This is a genomic window from Bacillus sp. UMB0893, assembly GCF_002858905.1.
Classification (GTDB): Bacteria; Bacillota; Bacilli; order Bacillales; family Bacillaceae; genus Bacillus_P.
The window spans coordinates 267,108-283,364 of record NZ_PKLB01000005.1 but is presented as its reverse complement, the minus strand read 5'-3'; the positions used below and the strand labels follow the sequence as shown (position 1 = coordinate 283,364).

The following is a 16,257-nucleotide window of genomic DNA, read 5'->3' as shown; positions in this document are numbered from 1 at the left end:
TGAGGGGGATTTATTATGGAAAAGTATATTTTGTCATTAGACCAAGGAACTACAAGTTCAAGAGCCATCTTATTTAACAAACAAGGTGAAATCGTTCATATTGCACAAAAAGAATTTAAACAGTATTTCCCTAAGCCAGGCTGGGTAGAGCATAATGCAAATGAGATATGGGGTTCCATTTTGGCTGTTATTGCTTCTTGTTTATCAGAATCAAATGTGAAGCCTGAGCAAATTGCAGGCATCGGGATTACGAATCAGCGTGAAACAGCAGTTGTCTGGGATAAAAACTCATCACAGCCTATTTATAACGCTATTGTGTGGCAATCCAGACAGACTGCAGGTATTTGCGAAGAGTTAAAAGAAAAAGGCTACAATGATACATTTAGAGAAAAAACAGGATTATTAATTGATGCTTATTTCTCAGGAACAAAAGTGAAATGGATTTTAGATAATGTTGAAGGTGCGAGAGAAAAAGCTGAAAAAGGCGATCTTCTCTTCGGAACAATTGATACATGGCTGATCTGGAAGCTATCAGGCGGCAAAGCGCATGTTACTGATTATTCAAATGCTTCCCGTACATTAATGTACAACATTCATGAGTTAAAATGGGATGATGAACTGCTTGAATATTTAACAGTTCCTAAATCGATGCTGCCTGAAGTAAAGCCATCTTCAGAAGTTTATGCTAATACAGTGGAATATCACTTCTTCGGTCATTCCGTGCCAATCGCAGGAGCTGCCGGAGATCAGCAGTCAGCATTATTTGGCCAGGCATGCTTTGAAGAAGGAATGGCTAAAAATACGTATGGCACAGGCTGCTTCATGCTGATGAACACAGGAGAAAAAGCGATTCGTTCTGAAAATGGCCTGTTAACCACCATCGCATGGGGTGTGGACGGCAAAGTAGAATATGCGCTTGAAGGAAGTATCTTCGTAGCCGGTTCTGCGATTCAATGGCTGCGTGACGGTCTCCGCATGTTTAAAGATGCCAAAGACAGTGAGCGCTATGCTGATCGTGTCGAGTCAACTGATGGCGTTTATGTTGTTCCTGCGTTTGTAGGACTTGGTACACCTTATTGGGACAGTGATGTTAGAGGATCTGTTTTCGGATTGACTCGAGGCACTACAAAAGAGCACTTTGTTCGTGCAACACTGGAATCCCTTGCATATCAAACAAAAGATGTGCTGACAGCGATGGAAGCAGATTCTGGCATTTCTTTAAAAACATTGCGTGTTGACGGCGGCGCGGTAAAAAATAATTTCTTAATGGAGTTCCAGAGCAACATGCTTGGTGTACCGGTTGAGCGTCCTGAAGTAAATGAAACAACAGCACTTGGAGCAGCTTATCTTGCGGGTCTTGCTGTTGGATTCTGGGAAGATAAATCAAATATCACAACACAATGGAAATTAGACAAACAGTTCGAACCTGAAATGGAAGATGAAGTACGTGATGAACTGTACGGAGGATGGAAAAAAGCAGTAAAAGCAGCTCAGGCTTTTAAATAATTGCAGCATGTGATATACTAACATTAAGTTAATAGAACGGTTGGAGATATGGAGAGGCCACAACACTAGGGCAGGCATTGATTGCTGCACTAGATTGTTGTGGTCTCTTTTTCATCTCTTGCTGGAAAATATTAGGAGGAATTTAAATGGCTTTTTCAAGTGAAAAAAGAGATGAAATCCTAAATAAAATGACAAAGGAAACATACGATGTATTCGTAATTGGAGGCGGCATTACAGGGTCAGGCATTGCGCTTGATGCAGCGTCACGCGGAATGAAAATCGGTGTCGTTGAAATGCAGGATTTTGCAGCCGGCACTTCCAGCAGATCAACGAAACTGGTCCATGGCGGTTTGCGCTATTTAAAACAATTTGAAGTGAAGATGGTAGCAGAAGTCGGAAAAGAAAGAGCCATTGTTTACGAAAATGGCCCTCATGTTACAACACCTGAATGGATGCTCCTCCCGATGCATAAGGGCGGGACATTCGGTCCTTTCTCAACTTCCATCGGCTTGCGTGTATACGATTACCTTGCTGCCGTCAAGCGCGGTGAAAGAAGGAAAATGCTAAGTGCAAAGGAAACCCTGGCGAAAGAACCGCTTGTTAAAAAACAAGGTTTAAAAGGCGGCGGCTATTATGTAGAATACCGGACAGATGATGCCAGACTGACAATTGAAGTCATAAAAGAAGCTGTCCGCTTTGGCGCTGATGCAGTCAATTATGCAAAAGCCGAAGGATTCATTTACGACAAAGGAAAAGTAGTCGGCGTTCATATTTTAGATACGATTTCAGGCGAGAAATATGATGTATACGCTAAGAAAATCATCAATGCTGCAGGCCCTTGGGTTGATCAGCTGAGAGAAATGGATCATTCGAAAAAAGGCAAATCTCTGCAAATGACAAAAGGGATCCACTTAGTTTTTGATCAAAGCAAATTTCCTCTAAAACAGGCTATTTACTTTGATACACCGGATAAACGGATGGTATTTGCCATTCCGCGCGATGGGAAAACATATGTGGGAACAACAGATACCGTTTACAAAGAAGACCCTAAAAATCCGCGGATGACTGTTCGCGACCGGGACTATGTCATCGAATCAATCAATTACATGTTCCCCGAACTAACAATCACCGCAAAAGATGTTGAATCAAGCTGGTCAGGCATTCGTCCTCTTATACATGAGGACGGAAAAGACCCGTCTGAAATATCAAGAAAAGATGAAATTTGGACATCTGAATCAGGGCTGATCACGATAGCTGGAGGAAAGCTGACTGGTTATAGAAAAATGGCAGAGCATATTATTGATGTGATTGTAAAAGACTTTAAGGATGAAGGTTTAGAGGACTTTGGTATATGCAAAACAAAGAATATGCCGATTTCAGGCGGTCATGTTGGCGGTTCTTCATGCTTAGAAGCATTTGTGAAAACGAAAACAGAACAAGGGATGGAGCTTGGTTTAACAGAAATGCAGGCTAAGCATCTTGCAAGACGCTACGGTTCAAATGCTGACGCCTTACTTGAAAGAGTACAGTCGTTAAATTCGCTTGCTGAAGCATATGGGTTGCCTATTCATATACTTGCAGAAATTGATTATGCGATAACGGAAGAAATGGCAGCAGCTCCAGCTGATTTCTTTGTCAGAAGAACAGGATCCGTGTATTTCGACATCAATTGGGCTAAAACCTACAATGAGCCTGTTACAAATTATATGGCTGAAAAGCTGAAATGGAGTCCTGAGCAAAAACAGCGTCACATTGAAAAACTCCAGGCTCATCTGAATGAGGCAGTTGTCCCTGATGAGGTCAGAAAAGCAAATTAATAGAAAGAATAGGCTGCAGCATTTGTGATTTCCACTCATGATACGCTGCAGTTTTTCTTTAATTTTAGTATTCTAATGTAAAATTTTTTAACAAAATTAAAATATCTGAAAGTCCCATTTTGTGTTAAAATAGGCGATGGAAATGATTGATTTCTATGATTTACATAAGAATTAATGCAGGAATTTTCCTGACGAAAGAAGAAATAATTACTAAAATCTATTACATAAAATCATCGGAGGTACGTTATGAGCTTTGAACAGAGGTATAAGCGCTGGAATGACAAAACGGATTTGAATACTGAGTTAAGACTGCTTTTATCAGATTTAGAGCATAACGATAAAGTTCGTGAGGATTCTTTTTATAAAAATCTCGAATTCGGTACTGGAGGTATGCGCGGTGAAATTGGAGCAGGAACAAACCGCATGAACCTTTATACAGTCCGCAAAGCATCAGAGGGCTTGGCGAGGTACATAGAATCCTTCGGGGAAGAAGCAAAAAAACGCGGAGTTGCTATTGCATATGATTCACGTCATAAATCTCCTGAATTTGCAATGGAATCAGCAAAAACACTTGCAAGCCATGGCATTCAAACGTATGTATTTGAGGAACTGCGCCCAACACCTGAATTATCATTTGCAGTGCGATATTTGAATGCGTTCTCTGGTATTGTGATCACAGCAAGCCACAATCCGCCAGAATATAACGGCTACAAGGTATATGGAGAAGATGGCGGGCAATTGCCTCCGGCTGCAGCCGATGAAGTCATCGCAAGAGTTAATGAAATCGAGGACGAATTAAGCATTGAAGTAAAGGATGAAGCAGCTTTAAAAGCAGACGGGCTTATCAAAATGATCGGCGAAGAGATTGACTCTGCTTATACTGACAAACTGGTCACAATTTCTGTGAATCCCTCTCTTTCTGAAGAAGTTGATTTGAAAATCGTGTTCACTCCACTGCATGGTACAGCTAACAAGCCGGTACGCCGCGGACTTGAAGCACTTGGCTATAAAAATGTAACCGTTGTTAAAGAGCAGGAGCTGCCTGATCCTAACTTCAGCACAGTCAAATCTCCAAATCCTGAGGAGCATGCAGCATTTGAGTATGCGATTCGCGATGGACAGCAAGGAGATGCAGATTTATTGATTGCAACAGACCCGGATGCTGATCGTTTAGGAGTTGCTGTGAAAAATCTGGAAGGCGAATATGTGGTTTTGACCGGCAACCAGACCGGTGCCATTCTTCTGCATTATTTACTATCACAGAAAAAAGAAAAGGGCATCCTGCCTGAAAATGGTGTTGTATTAAAAACCATTGTAACGTCTGAAATTGGAAGAGCTGTAGCAGAATCCTTCAGCTTAGATACAATCGATACGCTAACAGGCTTTAAATTCATTGGAGAAAAAATCAATGAATACGAACGTACTGGCAAGTACAGCTTCCAATTCGGCTACGAAGAAAGCTATGGCTACCTGATTGGAGACTTTGCACGTGATAAAGATGCTGTTCAAGCTGCTCTTTTATCGGTTGAAGTAGCAGCTTATTACAAAAAACAAGGGAAAACACTTTATCAGGGCTTGCTTGATATTTTTGAACAGTATGGCTTCTATCGTGAAGGATTAGAATCACTTACGCTTAAGGGCAAAGAAGGTGCTGAGCAAATTCAAAGCATCTTAGCTTCCTTCCGCAGCAACCCTCCTGAAATGATGGGGGATAAAAAAATCGTTACGATCGAAGATTATAAAGCGGGGACTCGTTATTACACTGAAACGAAAACGACTGAAGAAATAACGCTCCCTTCATCTAACGTGTTAAAATATTACCTTGAAGACGGATCATGGTTCTGCCTTCGTCCATCTGGCACAGAACCGAAAGCGAAGTTCTATTTCGGCGTAAAAGGTGACACACTTGCTGAGAGTGAGCAGAAGCTTAGCGAAGTCACTGCGGCACTTATGAAAAAAGTAAATGAATTGATTTAATGATACAGCAGCTGGAGAAGGTAAGCCTTTTTCAGCTGTTTTAATGGAAAAGAGGGAAAAGAGGATGTTAAAAAATAAAACAGCAATCGTTACAGGTGCATCCAGGGGTATCGGGAAGGAAATCGCGGTTCAGTTATCCAATCAGGGAATGAAGCTTGCCATTATCGGAAGCTCAGAAGAAATTTTCCAAACAGCGAAGGAACTTGCTGAAGCAGGAAATGAGCATATAAAAGCATTTCAGGCAGATGTCGCGAATGAAGAGCACTTGTCAGAAGTAGTAAAAGAAACACTTTCTGCGTTTCAAACAATTGATGTTCTTGTTAACAATGCAGGAATTGGTTTTTTCAAAACAGTGGATGAAACATCCCTTGATGAGTGGAAAAAAGTGTTTGAAGTTAATGTACAAGGTGTGTTTGTAGCAAGTAAAGCGGTATTATCACATATGAAAGAGCGCAATGCTGGAACGATTATTACAATCTCATCAGATGTAGGGAAATACACGATTGCAAATGGTTCAGCGTATACAGCGACGAAGTATGCTGTTCAAGGATTTTCTGGGTCCCTTGCCCAGGAAGTGCGCGAATACGGCATCCGCGTTGGAACAATCAATCCAGGTATGGTCGATTCCTATTTCGCAAATGGAGAACAAGGGGTCGAAGAAAAGAAAGACTGGCTAAAAGCAAAAGACATAGCAGATGCTGTTGTTTATATGGCAAGTGCACCGAAGCATATGATCATCGATGAAATTGTCGTGCATCCGCTGATTCAGCAATATCCGATTTCATAAAATCCGCTATCTTAGCGGGTTTTTTTGTATAGGTTTTAGAGGAGTACATCTCGGCTGGCAGGTCATAGTGCATGGATTATTGGTTTGGATTTCAGTTTTATATGTAGGATTTGAGCACGCGGATTATAAAACAGCCATTTCGATTGATAAGAGTGGATTTTCGGATTATAAAAGGGGTCGTCCAGATAATAAGGTGCGCTTTTTTGATAATGAGGCATGAAATTCTTATTCTGGAGAACTTCATTTGGATTGCAGTCTATTATCTCCATCAAAAGTCGCAGAAAAAATCAGTCACATTGAGAAGGCAGCAAAGACTGGAACGTTGCTATAATAATAATATAAACGGTGTGAGGGAGAGATATATGTCAAAGGATGAAAAAAGGATACTGGAACTGCAGACGCTAAAAACGATAGCGGAAACGCTGAATCAGGCCAATGACCTTGAGCGAATGCTTGATGAAGTGCTGAGTAAGCTGCTTCACTTAACAGGTCTTGAGACAGGGTGGATTTTTCTCATTGATTCTGAAAAACAATACCGTTTAGTTGCAGATCATAAACTTCCCGCTGCGCTTGTAATAGATCATAAAAAGGCGATGTGTTCAGGAAACTGCTGGTGCATTGATCAGTTTTCAGATGGCCGATTGAACAAGGCTGCAAATATCATAAACTGCAAACGACTGGAAGATGCTGAAACATTTAAATGCGGCGATACGAATGATATCACCCATCATGCTACAGTGCCGCTTCGAACAGGAGATGAGAAGATTGGCCTGTTAAATGTAGCATCGCCGAATAAACGTCATTTTTCAGCTGAAGAACTTGCTTTATTAGAAGCAGTTGCCTATCAAATTGGAACAGCGATGAAGCGGATGAAGCTTGTTGAAAATGAACAGCATCTTGCTTTAATTGCCGAGCGGAATCGTTTGGCGCAGGATATGCACGATTCCGTCAATCAGCTTCTTTTTTCAATTATGCTGACAGCAAGAGGAACAAAAGAAATGACAGAGGATGCCCAGATGAAAGAGATGCTTTCGTATGTTCAAGATCTGTCACAGGAAGCTCTCTCTGAGATGAGAGCATTAATCTGGCAGCTGAGGCCACAAGGACTGGAAAACGGGATTGCATCTGCGCTGATGAATTATGCAAAAGTGCTTGGCCTAGAACTTGAAGCTGACATTATTGGCATTCAGACTCTTCCATGCGAAGTGGAGGAAGCTTTATGGAGAATCGGTCAAGAAGCATTAAATAACTGTAAAAAACACGCTCAGATTAAAAACGCTTCAATTAAGATTTCACGGGCGAAAAACGAGGTCTCCATGATCATAAAAGATCAAGGCGCCGGTTTTTCTTACAACGAAACAGTACCGCTGCCTTCTCTTGGTCTTCAAGGTATGAAAAATCGCGCCAAAAAACTGAATGGAACATTCAGTTTATTATCTGAAATAAATAAAGGCACTGAAATACAAATTAATATTCCGATTTAAGGAGGGCAGAAGATGGGAATACGCCTGTTAATTGCTGATGATCATAAAGTCGTCCGAAGAGGGCTTCACTTTTTCTTAACCACACAAAAGGACATAGAAATTGTCGGGGAAGCGGTCAACGGAGAAGAAGCTGTACAGATGGTGAAAAATCTGAACCCGGACGTCATCTTAATGGATCTGTCGATGCCTGTCATGAACGGGGTCGATGCTACTAAAGAAATCCGCTCATTTAACGAGCTTGTGAAAATCATTATTTTGACAAGCTATGCAGATCAGGATCATGTCATTCCCGCTATACAGGCTGGTGCATCTGGATATCAGCTAAAAGATGTGGAACCGGATGAACTCGTTCATACGATCAGGGAAGTATTAAGAGGGGAAAGCAAGCTTCATCCAAAAGTCACATCGCATGTCATGTCCCACCTCATGCAAAAGAATCAAATAGATGAAAAAGGATTGACACCACTTACAAATCGGGAAAATGATGTATTAAAGGAAATTGCAAAAGGCAAAAGCAATAAAGAAATTGCGGCTTCTCTATACATCACTGAAAAAACGGTAAAGACTCATGTTTCAAATATACTCTCCAAGTTATCGCTTGCTGATCGCACGCAGGTTGCATTATATGCCGTCAAGAATGGCTTGGACAAATAAGAGAGGAAGAATGGAAATGAAATTAACAGTTGTTAACGGAAGTCCAAGAAAAAAAGGAAGAACTCGCCTGGCATCCGCATTTATTGCTGAAAAATATAACGCAGACTACATTGATTTAAGCGTTCTTAACCTCCCTTTATTTAATGGGGAAGAAGAACAGGAGAGTCTCGAAGCAGTGCAAAAATTAAAAAAGGCAATGAAAACTGCAGATGGTGTTATTTTATTATCTCCTGAATATCACAGCGGCATGAGCGGAGCATTAAAAAACGCGCTCGATTTTTTAGGAAGTTCTTATTTTGCCCATAAGCCAGTAGCTTTGATTGCTGTTGCAGGAGGCGGAAAAGGCGGGATTAATGCTCTTAATAATATGCGTATTGTGATGAGAGGCGTATATGCAAATGCCATTCCGAAGCAGCTGGTGCTTGATCCCATTTGCTTTGATTATGAAAACAAAAAACTGCTTGAAGATTCTGAAGTACTTGTTCAGCAGCTGATGGAAGAGCTCAAAATGTATACACACTTTTATATGCAAAAGCAAAATTAAAATGGAGGAATGATTCCTCCATTTTTTATCGTTTAGGAAATTATAAAAGGTAAAAGGTTGTGGATAATGAAATAAAGTGATCTACGTCCAGCTCCGGCGCCTAGCTCACTGTGAAAAAGACAATTGCCCAAAGAAGGCAAAAAGCGCCTTCTCCGGTCAATTCCTATTTTCTTCGCGAGCTGACCAAGGCGCCTGCGCTTTTGTTCTTTCCAATCGCTTTTCTATGTTAAATATTCATATTCATTTTCAGCCTCATACCCAGCTTCAACTGCGTGATCAATATAACGAAGCAAAGAATATAATTTCTTCTCGATTTCCCTGTAGTTGTTTTCGAAATTATAAGCGTGCAGGAACTGCTCAATTCGTTTTGAAAGCATGTCATCTTTAGTACGCACCATCAATATTAGAAGGTTATCCCATTGTGATCTGTGTGTATAATACAATGCTTTGTCGTAATCGACTGTCTCCACAAACATTCCTCCCTTGAAGGAGATATGTTTATTTTGTGTGAAACTGACGAAGATTTGCTGTGTAAAAGTTGGAGAACCACCATCCATCAGCTTGGAAGTGTTTCCCCGACATAATTGACTTGAAAATAGCTCATATCCAGTACGATTTAGGAAAAGATATTCAATAAACACCTGTTTGGGAAGTGAAAAGAATGGATTTTTTTCATGGCCAGGAAACTCTAACATCCATTCAATGGGCGTTAAGAGCTGTCATTACCTTTTTCTTTTTGGCATTGATTGCAAAAATTATGGGCCAGAGATCAATCGCCCAGCTTCGGCTGCTTGATTTTATTATGGCACTAATCATTGGCAATATAATGGCTCATCCACTTTCAGATGAGAGCTTAGGACTTAAAGGTTCGATGATCACGATGAGCGTTCTGGTTATTTTATATATTACCGGAATTTTTATTAGCCTGAAGTGGCACTCGTTCCGCATGTTACTTGATCCGCCTGCGTTTCCGTTGATTAAAAACGGAGAGATTTATTATAAATCCTTGGCAAAAGCAAGAATAACAATTGAAGATCTGCTCTCAGAACTCCGCAAGCAGCAGATTGATGATCCTGAAAAAGTGGCGCTTGCTCTTTTCGAATCAGACGGCAAGATTTCATTTTTTTTAAAAGCGGACCATCAAACGGTTACAAACCTTGATTTAAACGTATCTGTCAGTCCATTTGAACTGCCTGTAACCATAATTAGGGAAGGCAGCATCAACAAAACAGAACTTCATCGATTAGGGAAGGACGAAGAATGGTTAACCTCCCAATTAACGAACGTACATCAGAAAAAAGTGAAAGAAATACTGCTTGGCACAATGGATAAGCAAGGAAAACTTCAATTGTTTTTCTATTTATAACATCCCCTGAACTACTTTAAGAATGTAGCACTTTTAAAACACTGAATATTTAAAAAACATTAATATACCCATAAAAATCCATTAGGTTTTATTCATAATGTGTAACCGGTTACATATAGTTGGTAGTGGAAGAAAGCCTTGTTAATAAAGGCGTATTCAGGGGGATGTAATGAGCAAAGAAATTAAGATCCTGTCACCATGCGGAATGCTCGGATATGGTTTTCCAATAGAATCTCTCCAGGCTGGCATGAAAAAAAAGCCCAATGCTATCGTGGTAGATGCAGGTTCGACAGACGCAGGACCTCATAAATTAGGAGCTGGTGTGGGTATTGTTTCAAAACGGGCAGTGAAGAGAGATTTAGGACTCCTCATTGAGGCAAGTTTAAACAATAAAGTTCCGCTCATTATTGGTTCAGCTGGAGGAGCTGGTGCCAGGCCTCATGTGGAATGGACATTGGACATTATTCATGAATTCCTGTCAGAAAAAAAAGCAAAGCCGAAAATGGCCGTAATCTGGGCAGATTTTGAAAAAGATAGCGTCAAAATAGCCTTAAAAGATGGAAGGATTGTAAAAATGAGTCCGAACGTTCCAGAATTAAGTGTCAGTTCCATTTCTGAGACTCATTCTATCGTGGCTCAAATGGGTCATGAGCAAATAGTAGAAGCCTTGCAGCAGCAATGTGAGATTATTGTATGCGGCAGAGCCTTTGATCCATCTCCATTTGCGGCAGTCGGTATTTACCACGGAATGGATGCCGGCCTCTCCTATCACTTAGGGAAAATATTAGAATGCGGTGCTTTATGTGCAGAGCCAGGAACGACGAAAGATTGTATTATTGGAACAATTAAAAAAGACTCCTTTACAGTTCAGGCAACGAATCCTCAAAGAAAGTGCAGCACAATAAGTGTAGCTGCACACACGTTTTATGAAAAGGATCATCCATATCTTCTTCAGGGACCGGGATTTTTACTGGATTTATCACAATGTGAATTCATAGAAGCCGATGAAGGAGTTGTTGAAGTATCAAAGAGTAAATTCATTCCTTCAAATGACTATTATGTAAAGCTGGAAGGAGCAAGAAAAACAGCATACAGAACAATTGTGATTGCAGGTATCCGCGACCCAGTCCTGATTAAAAGCATCGAAGATATTGAAGAGATAGTGAAAGAAGAAGTAATCCTGCATTACAATGATATCTCAAAGGATTCCTACAAAATCAATTTTTATAACTATGGCAAAAATGGAGTTTTAGGAGAAAAAGAGACAGAATTCTTTTCAGGCTACGAAATCGGACTTGTTTTTGAGGTTGTTGCCGACACTCAGGAAATAGCCAGCAGCATATGTGCTTCGGTGCGTTCTACTTTTTTGCATTACGGTTATGAGGGAAGAAAGTCTACAGCGGGAAATCTGGCCTTTCCTTTTGCTCCAAGCGATATTGATTTTGGTCCCGTCTATGAATTCTCAATCTATCATCTTATGAAACTGAATAAAGGTGAAATGCCGTTTCATTTGGAGGTTATATGACGTCTTTAGGAGAATATTCAAAGGTCCTTAGAAGCAAGAATTCGGGTCCATTTGAGATTACATTAGATGTTCTTTTCAGCTGCAGAGAGCACTATTTTCACGTGAAGAATTCAAATAAAATTAATGAATCCAGTATTTGCAGACTTTATAATCTTCGGGCAGAACAGCTGAAGCATATCGTTTTTTTTGATCAGGCATTAGGGTTTAAGGTGACCTTTTACAGAAGCATTTCTTCTGGTGCAGTTTTCGACCGGGATGTATATGGCGCACAGCAGCATGCGCCCTTAATGAACCTTGAAATCGATTAAGGAGAGAGCCGGAAAATGAATAAGATAGCAGTTGTCGGCAGTTTAAATATCGATCTTGTTGCAGTAACAGACGTCTCTCCAAAAATGGGAGAAACGGTCATTGGCAAGGATTTTTCCATGTACCCGGGAGGAAAGGGCGCAAACCAGGCAGTAGCAGGAGCGAGATTAGGAGGGGACATCGAGATTTTTGGCACAATCGGTGACGATCAGCATGGACATATGCTGGAGAGGCAATTGAAAAATGATAGGGTCAGCACATCCAGTCTGCAAAAGCGTTCAGACGTTCCTACAGGCTGCGCATTAATTGAAATCTGCAATGCCCATAACCGAATTATTGTCGTACCCGGGGCTAACGGAAAAACAGATGAAGCCTATTTGAAATCTAGCATGAATGCTATATTAAATGCGGATGTCATCTTACTTTCAATGGAAATACCCTTACCTTCAATAGAATACTTGGTTGAAGAACTATATGAACATAACAAAACAATTGTATTAAATCCTGCTCCAGCCGTTCACTTATGTGAAGAGCTGATAAGCAAGGTGACCTATCTGCTTCCAAATGAATATGAGGCGGAAATTATTTTCGGAGGTACATTATCAGAAGATGCAGCCTTAAAACGATATCCAAATAAGCTGCTGATTACAAAAGGTGAAAAAGGCGTGACTTTTTTTAACGGGGAAGAGATTGAAACAATCCCATCTATTATTGTGAATCCTGTTGATACCACTGGCGCAGGAGATACGTTCGCTGGTGCATTTTCTTACGCCATTTCTGATGGCTTGCCAGTAAAAGAAGCGATCCGATTTGCAGCTATAGCAGCAGGGCTAAGTGTAGAAAAAAAGGGAGCGTAAAGCGGCATGCCGACCTTAGCAGAGTGTAATGAATACAGAAAAAAGGTATCTGATGATGAAGCTTAAACACAATATTGCCCTCATGCGAAAGGAATGGGTTTTATACTTCATGATTTTGCCGGCTTTCCTGTATTTCGGCATCTTTCACATCGTTCCTCTTATCGGCATGAAACTTGCCTTTCAGGATTACCGCATCATCGGGGACAATGTATGGGTCGGATTAAAGCATTTTGAGGTTTTGTTTGATTCACCAGCGTTCTTCTCTGTGCTGAAAAATACAATCATCATCAGTTCGATGAAAATTATTTTCGTTTTTCCGATTCCAATCCTCCTTTCCTTGCTCATCCACGAAGTAAGAAATCATCATTACCGGAAATATGTTCAATCCATTGTTTACCTGCCTCATTTCCTATCGTGGGTCGTGATTGCAGGAATATGGATCAGTCTTCTGAGTCCAATAGACGGAGGTGTGAATGTCATCCGGAATTTTTTCCAGCTTCCTTCTTTGGATTACATGACAAGCAAAGATCAAATACGCTGGGTTTTAGTCTTTTCAGAGATGTGGAGAAGCGCCGGCTGGGATTCAATCATTTATTTGGCAGCCATTATGAAAATCAGCCCTTCGTTGTATGAAGCGGCAAGGATGGACGGAGCTTCAGGTCTGCAGCAAATGAAATATATCACTTTGCCTGAAATGAGCAGCACCATCATCACGGTATTTATCTTGAATTTAGGTTTCTTTATGAATGCCGGCTTTGATCAAGTGATTAACTTTATGAATGATTCGGTCATCAGTGTTGTTGATATTCTGGATACGTACGTTTACCGGATCGGGATCTTAAACGGGCAATATGCATATGCAACGGCAGCAAGCCTTTTTAAAGGGGCAATCGGGGTCGTCCTGATTTTCGGGACACATTTGCTTGCAAAACGATTAACTGGAAAAGGTGTATGGTGAGGAGGATTCTATGAAAACGTTCAAATTAACTAAAATCCTGCTCTATACAGGTCTATTTTTGATAACGCTTACAATGATAATCCCAATTATTAACCTGCTCGCGCTTTCCCTTACTGCACCTGAAAATGCTCACAAGATGAATGGGCTCTCTCTCATTCCTAAAGGATTTTCTCTGATAAATTATCAGATTCTGCTTTCCAATCCGCTGATTGTAAAAAGCTTATTCAACTCTATCTTTATTACTGTTATTGGGACATTGCTGAATCTGCTGCTGACAGCGCTTGCTGCCTATGTTTTGACAAGAAAAAGATTAGTCGGCAGAAGATTCTTTATGGTCATTCTGATTATCATCATGGTGTTTGAACCAGGACTTATTCCAGAATATTTAGTTGTGAAGGATCTTGGTTTATTGGATTCCTATTTATCTCTCATTCTCTATAAAGCGGTCAATGTTTATTACTTATTTATTATGATGAGGTTTTTTGAAGATGTGCCTGAGAGCATTCTGGAGGCAGCCCGTATTGACGGGGCCGGCCATTTAAACATCTTTTTCAGAATCATGCTGCCGCTGTCCAAACCGTCGCTTGCAACTTTAGGTTTGTTTTATGCCGTTTTTCATTGGAATGAGTTTTTCAGAGCGTCTATTTACTTAACAGACCCAGGAAAGTGGCCGCTGCAGCTCGTTCTGAGGCAATTCGTTGTTGAGCGTGATAACGCCTCATTAGTGGGCGTACAAACGCTTTTAGAGTATAAAAGTGTAGCAAGTCTTGATTTTGCATCATTACAAGCAGGAACAATCATGCTTGCCATTGTACCGCTCTTAATCATGTATCCTTTCATTCTCAGGTTTTATGCGAAAGGGGCGCTTGAGGGCGGAGTCAAGGATTAGATCTTTTAAGGAGGATTTCCATGAAGAAAATCATGCTGGTGATGATCGCAAGTCTATTCGCATTTTCTGCGGGCTGCTCAGAAAAAACAGAAACGACAGAAAAGAACAAGGATGGATCGACAACCATTCGCATCGTCATGAAGGATGAAAATCCGTCAAACCCAGCTTCAGTCGCTTACTTTGATGCCCTTGAAAAGGGGTTAAAAGCAGATGAAAAACTGAATGTGAACTTTGAATTGGTTGAAATGCCGCAGGGAAACTATGCTGAGAAGCTGAACTTATTGCTGCTTAGCGGGGACATTCCGGACATCATTTATTTTCAAGGCGGTGATCAGCAGATTGCAGATCAGGATTTGCTTGAAGATTTAACTCCACATATTGAAAAATCAAAGTATTTGAAGCACAGTCTGGAACCATGGAATAAAAAACGATTAGAAAACTATCCATTTTTGCTCTGGGTTAAGCCTCTTTCACAGAAAACACCTGTTATCAGAGGCGATTGGTTTGAAAAAATGGAAACATCTGAAGCTTTGGCGGCAGATCCGACAATCGAAAATTACTATAATTTCTTTAAAGAATTAAAAACCAATCCTCCTGGCGGTACGGGGAAACCGGGGTATGCTTTTACCGCAGCAGGAGATCTTGAAGAACTGAATGCGATTTTTAACATGTCTTTTGGAATCACTTCTTCATGGCTGAACAACGACAGCAAATTTGAGTATTACAAAGTCTCGAATCAGGAAAAGGAGAAGCTTGCATTCTATCAAAAATTATATAAGGAAGGATTGCTTGACCCAGCTTATATTACGAAAGAATGGGATACTAAAGAAAAAGCTTTTTATGACGGTGAAGCCGGCGTGATTGTTGGAACTGCAGGCAAAGTCGTAGATATATACAACGGGAAAATGATGCAGACAAATGGAGATCATACTGGAGTAAAGGTTTTGCCGCCAGCTAAAGGAGAAGGTCAAGGATTTGGCGTGACAGATATAACGAAAGAATCAAGAGGGGTTGCCCTTTCTTCTCAATCAGAGAAAAAGGAGCTTGCGTTCAAAATTCTTGATTATCTGGCAAGCCCTAAAGGACAAATGATTGACCGTCTTGGGTTTGAAGGAGAGCATTATAAGGTAACGGATGGACAGATCGATCTTACGAATACGTATTATGACCAATGGTTTGCAAGATTCTGGGAGCCATCTGAATTTGAACCTGAAAAGCCGCTGAAAAAACCGCTTCTTGGGGAAGCTGCAGAAGAATCGTTAAGGTTAGTGAGTGAATTCTACCAAGAGGATAATCTCTTCATTTTGCCTGAGGAGTATATTGCCAATTGGGACGCAATGGAAAATCTTTATAAAGAATATGCAACGGACATTATTACAGGGAAACGTCCAATTGATGATTTTGAAGCATTCGTAAAAGAATGGAATGCTGCGGGAGGGAAAGAGATTACAGAATACGCCAATAAAAAATTAAACTAGTAAAAGAGAGAGATTCTGATTTCTGGGTCTCTCTTTTTTAAAAAGATAGAATGATAGCCGATCTCCAGACGTAAGTTAGAAAGAACAACAGGAGCTGCAGCGAAACTGA

The 16,257-nt window shown here is 40.6% G+C and carries 15 protein-coding genes; 14 read left to right on the top strand and 1 reads right to left on the bottom strand.

Translation table 11 applies throughout. From position 1 onward, the window contains the following. The first annotated feature begins 15 nt into the window (after positions 1–15). From glpK to CYJ36_RS13110, 7 genes are all read left to right on the top strand, one after another. The gene (glpK, locus tag CYJ36_RS13140) at positions 16–1,506 is read left to right on the top strand and encodes a glycerol kinase GlpK (protein WP_101567726.1); all 1,491 of its coding nucleotides are present in this window, start codon (positions 16–18) and stop codon (positions 1,504–1,506) included. 146 nt (positions 1,507–1,652) lie between these two features. Next, on the top strand, positions 1,653–3,323 hold the full coding sequence (locus CYJ36_RS13135) for a glycerol-3-phosphate dehydrogenase/oxidase (RefSeq protein ID WP_101567725.1): 1,671 nt from the start codon (positions 1,653–1,655) through the stop codon (positions 3,321–3,323). A gap of 246 nt (positions 3,324–3,569) precedes the next feature. Further along, on the top strand, positions 3,570–5,300 hold the full coding sequence (locus CYJ36_RS13130; RefSeq protein WP_101567724.1) for a phospho-sugar mutase: 1,731 nt from the start codon (positions 3,570–3,572) through the stop codon (positions 5,298–5,300). A gap of 64 nt (positions 5,301–5,364) precedes the next feature. Continuing rightward, entirely contained in the window at positions 5,365–6,087 is a 723-nt protein-coding gene (locus tag CYJ36_RS13125) for an SDR family oxidoreductase (RefSeq protein ID WP_101567723.1), read from the top strand. 362 nt (positions 6,088–6,449) lie between these two features. Beyond that, complete coding sequence (locus CYJ36_RS13120) at positions 6,450–7,571, top strand: GAF domain-containing sensor histidine kinase (protein WP_101567722.1); 1,122 nt, start codon at positions 6,450–6,452, stop codon at positions 7,569–7,571. A gap of 12 nt (positions 7,572–7,583) precedes the next feature. Continuing rightward, on the top strand, positions 7,584–8,225 hold the full coding sequence (locus CYJ36_RS13115; protein WP_101567721.1) for a response regulator: 642 nt from the start codon (positions 7,584–7,586) through the stop codon (positions 8,223–8,225). Between the two features lie 16 nt (positions 8,226–8,241). Continuing rightward, positions 8,242–8,769: an NADPH-dependent FMN reductase gene (locus CYJ36_RS13110; protein ID WP_101567720.1), complete on the top strand. Its 528-nt coding sequence runs from the start codon at positions 8,242–8,244 to the stop codon at positions 8,767–8,769. Between the two features lie 221 nt (positions 8,770–8,990). On the opposite strand, the gene CYJ36_RS13105 is transcribed toward CYJ36_RS13110, so the two are convergent. Continuing rightward, positions 8,991–9,239, bottom strand: coding sequence for a YhdB family protein (locus tag CYJ36_RS13105; protein WP_101567719.1), 249 nt, complete (start codon positions 9,237–9,239; stop codon positions 8,991–8,993). Between the two features lie 191 nt (positions 9,240–9,430). Here CYJ36_RS13105 and CYJ36_RS13100 point away from each other — a divergent pair, with 191 nt between their 5' ends. The 7 genes from CYJ36_RS13100 to CYJ36_RS13070 all read left to right on the top strand — a co-directional run bounded on the left by CYJ36_RS13100 (position 9,431) and on the right by CYJ36_RS13070 (position 16,148). Then, positions 9,431–10,135, top strand: a complete 705-nt coding sequence (locus tag CYJ36_RS13100) for a DUF421 domain-containing protein (RefSeq protein ID WP_101567718.1) — start codon at positions 9,431–9,433, stop codon at positions 10,133–10,135. 169 nt (positions 10,136–10,304) lie between these two features. Further along, complete coding sequence (locus tag CYJ36_RS13095; RefSeq protein ID WP_101567717.1) at positions 10,305–11,660, top strand: acyclic terpene utilization AtuA family protein; 1,356 nt, start codon at positions 10,305–10,307, stop codon at positions 11,658–11,660. Continuing rightward, entirely contained in the window at positions 11,657–11,968 is a 312-nt protein-coding gene (locus CYJ36_RS13090) for a DUF4387 domain-containing protein (RefSeq protein ID WP_101567716.1), read from the top strand. Before CYJ36_RS13095 ends, CYJ36_RS13090 begins: the two co-directional genes overlap by 4 nt. Positions 11,969–11,983: 15 nt before the next feature. Then, the gene (locus CYJ36_RS13085) at positions 11,984–12,823 is read left to right on the top strand and encodes a ribokinase (protein ID WP_101567715.1); all 840 of its coding nucleotides are present in this window, start codon (positions 11,984–11,986) and stop codon (positions 12,821–12,823) included. Between the two features lie 28 nt (positions 12,824–12,851). After that, positions 12,852–13,781 carry an ABC transporter permease gene (locus tag CYJ36_RS13080; protein ID WP_374702803.1) on the top strand — a complete coding sequence of 310 codons (930 nt, stop codon included), beginning with the start codon at positions 12,852–12,854 and terminating at the stop codon, positions 13,779–13,781. Positions 13,782–13,791: 10 nt separating this feature from the next. Further along, positions 13,792–14,670, top strand: a complete 879-nt coding sequence (locus CYJ36_RS13075; protein WP_101567714.1) for a carbohydrate ABC transporter permease — start codon at positions 13,792–13,794, stop codon at positions 14,668–14,670. Positions 14,671–14,690: 20 nt separating this feature from the next. Beyond that, on the top strand, positions 14,691–16,148 hold the full coding sequence (locus CYJ36_RS13070) for an extracellular solute-binding protein (protein WP_101567713.1): 1,458 nt from the start codon (positions 14,691–14,693) through the stop codon (positions 16,146–16,148). The last annotated feature ends 109 nt before the right edge of the window (positions 16,149–16,257 follow it).